Here is a 4858-nt window from a genome sequence, read left to right on the forward strand (position 1 = left end):
GGTATTGCGCGATGATGGGCAGCCCCTTCACCTTTCAGGAAATGCCCATGGCCCTGCTGTATAAAGCTGACCCTGTGCGCGGCAAACAGTGGCAAGCGCTGTTTGCCGAACACGCCCCGGATATTGAATGGCGCGCCTGGCCGGACATCGGCGACCCGAAGGACATTCAATACCTGGCCGCGTGGCAGGCACCTGACGATCTCGACGTTGTGCTGCCGAATCTGCAAGTGCTGTTTGCCTTRTCCGCCGGCGTCGATCAACTCGACCTCGGTCGCTTGCCGGCGAGCTTGCCGGTGGTGCGTCTGCTGGATCCGGGCATCACCCGTGGCATGTGCGAATACGCGACTTTTGCCGTACTCAGCCTGCACCGCGACATGCTGCGCTACCGCCAGCAACAAATGGCCCGCTGCTGGCAGGCGCACTTGCTGCAACCGGCGGCCAAACGTCGGGTCGGGGTCATGGGGCTCGGCGYCCAGGCGCAGCAGATTCTGGCGACCTTGCAACCGCTGGGCTTTGCCTTGTCTGGCTGGGCGCGCAGTGCCCATCACATTCCGGGGGTCGATTGCTATGCCGGCAACGCGCAACTGTCGGCGTTCCTCAGCCAGTGCGACATTCTGTTGTGTGTGTTGCCGCTGACCGAACAGACCCAGGGCATTCTTGATCGCAACCTGTTTGAGCAACTGCCCAAGGGCGCGGCGCTGATCAACATGGGCCGTGGTGGGCATTTGATCGAAGAGGATCTGCTGGAAGCGCTGGACAGCGGGCACTTGAGCGGCGCAGTCCTTGATGTGCTGCAACAGGAACCGGCACCGGTAGATCATCCGTTCTGGCACCACCCGCAGATTCTGCTGACACCGCATATCGCCGCGATGACCCAGCCGGAAAGCGCGTTCGGGGTATTGCTGGAGAACATCCGCCGGCATCAACGGGGTGAGCCGATGCTCGGCGAGATCGATCGCGCGCAGGGTTATTGAACGCCGATGCAGTAACGGGCGCTCAGGGGCTAATGCCGGTCAGTTCAGCCGCAACGCACTCTTTGTGCGTTCGCCGTAGCAGCTGTCGAGCTTGCGAGGCTGCGTTCGGCTGCGAAGCAGTCGTGAATCCGGCTAACGCGGTCTGCCTGATGCACCGCAATGTCTGGTTTTACGACTGATCTGCACCCGAACGCAGCCTCGCAAGCTGGCTGTTCCGGCTGGAGCTGGAAGCGGCTTTTTTCTTCGACGGGCTTGGCGGTTTCGGTTGCTGGCGGTTTCGGCAGTTGATCGGAGGTGACCCCGTAACGGGTCAGAATCGAGCTCTGAGGCAGTTCTGCGGCGGCGGCTGCCGATAACAAGGCCAGCGCCAGACCGAAGGTGTACCTCTTGCTGTTACTCACGTTGCAAAATCTCCTGTACTCAATGGCGGCATGCAGCACCGGCGTCATAAGGATAACGCGTGGATGGGCTGATGCTTTAGGGCCAGTTGCTGTTGAGGCAGGTATTCGAGTCCGGGTGTGGCCAGTGAGTCACGGGGACAGGCAGGATTACCGCGTTATCGTTCTTCGCGGGCAAGCCTCGCTCCTACAGGGGAAATGGATTCCAATGTAGGAGCGAAGCTTGCTCGCGAAGAGGCCCTTACCGGCGCCGCCTCACCCTCAGGCGATCACAATCGCGCTACTGGACAAACTGTCCAGCCCGACACCCACCAGGGTCACCGAATCACTGCCAAACGTCAGCAACGTATCCTGCCCCACCGCCGTGGCATGGGCGCGGAAGTCGTCGTTTGGCGCAACGCCCTGAACCCCGAGGAACACCAGTTTGTCGTTGGCCTGGTAGCCCACCACCCGGTCCTGGCCAAACGCGCCGCTGAACAGGAAAGTATCAATCCCGCCGCCCGACTCGATCAGGTCATTACCCGCCCCGCCGACAAACACATCGTTGCCGGCGCTGCCGATCAAGTGGTCGTTGCCGTCCAGGCCAAACAACCAGTCGCCCGCTGCATGGGCCTTGAGAGTGTCGGTGCCGGAGGTGCCCTTCACGCTCGAGGCGTACTGGGTCAGGTTGCTGCCGACGGTGAGGCCATTGGCGGTGACGTTGTGGGTCACGTCATCCTTGAACACGCCCCAGAGAAACCCCGGCTCCTTGGTGACGATGCTACCGATGTCGCGGGTGATGCTGATGCCGCCATTGGCGTCGCGCACGTACAGGTTGCCGACACCGTCATTGGCGAAGACGAAATTCTTCACCGACTGCTGCAGGTCCAGCACGTTGCTGCCCTTGCCGCCCAACAGGATGTTGTAGCCACCACTGTCGCGGAAGGTGTCGTTACCGTCGCGGCCTTCGATGTAGTCGTTGCCCTTGCCGCCCTGGATCAGGTCATTGCCGTCGCTGCCGATGATGAAGGTGCTGCCTTTGTGGGTTTCGGCGTTGCGGTTCAAGTCCTGGACCCAGGTGTTGGCTCGCGCCGGGTCCGAGAGGTTGGCGACGATGATCGTCGAGTCCTTGCTGGTCAGGTCGTAGAACTTGGACTCCAGCACCCGGGTCATGCCGTCGCCGTAACCGGTGGGCAAGTGTGAAATCCAGGTGGCGATGTTGGTGATGGAATACGGCAACACATTCCACGCCGTCGAGGCGTAGTGGTCGTTGAAGCTGACGATGTTATCGGTCGCTGAATCCTTGGGAGCGTCGTGCACCCCCACCGAAGCCAGGTTGAACGACGAGCCATCGAGCGCGCGGAACACCGGGTCGTTTTCATAACCGATGTTCAGCACTTTGTCGCTGCTGCTTTGGGTCGGTGAGGCGTAGGCGATGTAGTTGGAATCCTGATAGAACCCGGACCATTTTTCGCTGCTCAAGTCCGCCAGGCTGTTGACCGCCAACCCGCCGAGGCTGTGGCCGCTGACCAGCACGTCCTTGCCCGCAAGGCCATTGGCCTGGGCAAACGCCGCGACTTTGCCGAGCAAATTGCCGAAGGCTTCGCCCGCATAGTTTTTTGCGTAATCCTTGGGGCCGAGCGCCGCCAGCAGATCGTTGATCACATCACCGATGGAATCGCCGATCTGGATTTCCCTTGGGCCGCTGGTGCCACGAAAGGCAATGCCGATTTCCGTGAGATGACCCTGGGCGTCGTACTTGCCGAGGATCTCCACTTGCGCGCTGGTGTAACCGGCCTTCTCGCCGAAGAAGGTTCCGCGAGCGTCGGTCTTGCCGTCATAGCCCAGTTGCGTGGCCGTGATCGGGGTCCAGCCGGCCTTTTGCACGGCGTCGAGCGCGGCCTTTTCCGAATCGGGGTTCCAGGGAATGCCGGGAATCACGCCCTGGGAGTCGGTGCCGCCGATCAGCGCGGTCACGAGGGTGGCCGGCAAGCCCAGGCCGAAACCGTTTTGCTGGTAACCGGTGGCGAAACCGTTGTCGAGGTTGTGATAGGAATACAGCATGATCGCCATGGCGTCGCTGAACAACGCCTTGGAGTCTGCTGCGCCGAAGTTCTTGTAGTCATACACACCCATTGGTATTGCCTCTCTCTTTGTTGGAATTGTCAGAGATAGCTCACAGCCAGGACGCCTCGATCACGAGGCGCCCCGGAGCCTCTAGTGCATGCCGCCTTTACGCAAACGTAATTCCCGAAGCCGACAGGTTATCCAGTCCCACCCCCACCAGCGTCACGGCGTAATCGCCAATCTTCAGCACCGTGTCGTTGCCGGCCTGTGAAGCGTGCTGGGTGTAGTCATAGCCCTGCCCCGCGCCCTGGACGCCCATGAACACCAGTTTGTCGCTGCCCTGGTAGCCATTGATCGCGTCGAAACCGAAGGCGCCGCTGAACAAAAAGGTGTTGCCGCCGCCCGAGGCATGCATCACGTCATTGCCCGTGCCGCCGACGAAGGTCACATGGCTTTTATCGCTGCGCAGCAGGTCGTCGCCGGCATTGCCGAACAGCCAGTCACCGTCGACGCTGGCCACCAGCGTGTTGCTGAAGGCATCGCCGTTGAGCGAATGGTTGTAGTGGGTCAGTTCCGTGCCATTGAGCAAGCCATTGGCGGTGACGTTGTAGGTCACCTCCTTGCTGCCCCACCACGAGCCCGATTCCTTGCTCACCAGCGCGCCGATGTCGCGGGTCATGCTGATGCCGCCGTAGGCGTCGCGCACATACAGGGTGCCGTCGCCGTCATTGGCAAAGCTGAAGTTCTGCAACGGCTTYTGCAGCTCGAAGGTGTTGCTGCCCTTGCCGCCCAGCAGCAGGTTGTAGCCGCCGTCATCGCGGAACCGGTCGTTACCGTCTCGACCTTCGATGAAGTCATTGCCGGCGCCGCCCTTGAGCCAGTCATTACTGTCGGTGCCGATGATGAACGTGCTGCCGGTGTGGGGCTCGCCGCTGCGGCCCAGGTCTTCGACCCAGGTGGTGCCTCGGGACGACTCCGACAGGTTGGACACGATCAGCGTCGAGTCCTTGTCGGTGAGGTCGTAGAAGCGCGAGTCGATCACCCGGTTCAAGCCGTCGGCATAGCCCAACGAGCCATGGGCCGACCAGTTCAGCGGGTTGAGGATGCTGAACGGCACCAGATTCTGCGCGGTGGACGCGTACTGGTCATTGAAGTTGACGATGTTGTTGGTCGCCGAATCCTGATGACCGTCGTGCTTGCCCAGCGAGCCACTGCTGAAAGTGGTGCCGTCGAGCACGCGAAACACCGGGTCGTTCTCGTAACCGATGTTCAGCACGTTGTTGCCGGTGGCGCTTTGGGTCGGCGAGGCAAAGGCGATGTAGTTGGCGTCCTTGAAGAAACCACCCCAGTTATTGCCGCTCAACTCCGCCAGGCTGTTGACCCCCAGCCCACCGAGACTGTGCCCGCTGACCAGCACGTCCTTGGCGCTCAGGCCGTGGG

At 61.4% G+C, this 4858-nt stretch carries 4 protein-coding genes; 1 reads left to right on the forward strand and 3 read right to left on the reverse strand.

The features are described 5' to 3' along the window. The first annotated feature begins 47 nt into the window (after window positions 1-47). On the forward strand, window positions 48-974 hold the full coding sequence (locus tag AC1DLB_RS23825; RefSeq protein WP_477785752.1) for a 2-hydroxyacid dehydrogenase: 927 nt from the start codon (window positions 48-50) through the stop codon (window positions 972-974). Window positions 975-1018: 44 nt separating this feature from the next. Here AC1DLB_RS23825 and AC1DLB_RS23830 read toward each other — a convergent pair whose 3' ends face one another. From AC1DLB_RS23830 to AC1DLB_RS23840, 3 genes are all read right to left on the reverse strand, one after another. Then, window positions 1019-1375, reverse strand: a complete 357-nt coding sequence (locus tag AC1DLB_RS23830; protein WP_477785753.1) for a hypothetical protein — start codon at window positions 1373-1375, stop codon at window positions 1019-1021. A gap of 258 nt (window positions 1376-1633) precedes the next feature. Further along, window positions 1634-3487: a polyurethane esterase gene (locus AC1DLB_RS23835; protein ID WP_477743076.1), complete on the reverse strand. Its 1854-nt coding sequence runs from the start codon at window positions 3485-3487 to the stop codon at window positions 1634-1636. Window positions 3488-3584: 97 nt separating this feature from the next. Next, the coding region (locus AC1DLB_RS23840; RefSeq protein ID WP_477785751.1) for a calcium-binding protein at window positions 3585-4858 on the reverse strand (1274 nt) is incomplete at its 5' end.

It is taken from the genome of Pseudomonas sp. 05N434 (assembly GCF_056396965.1).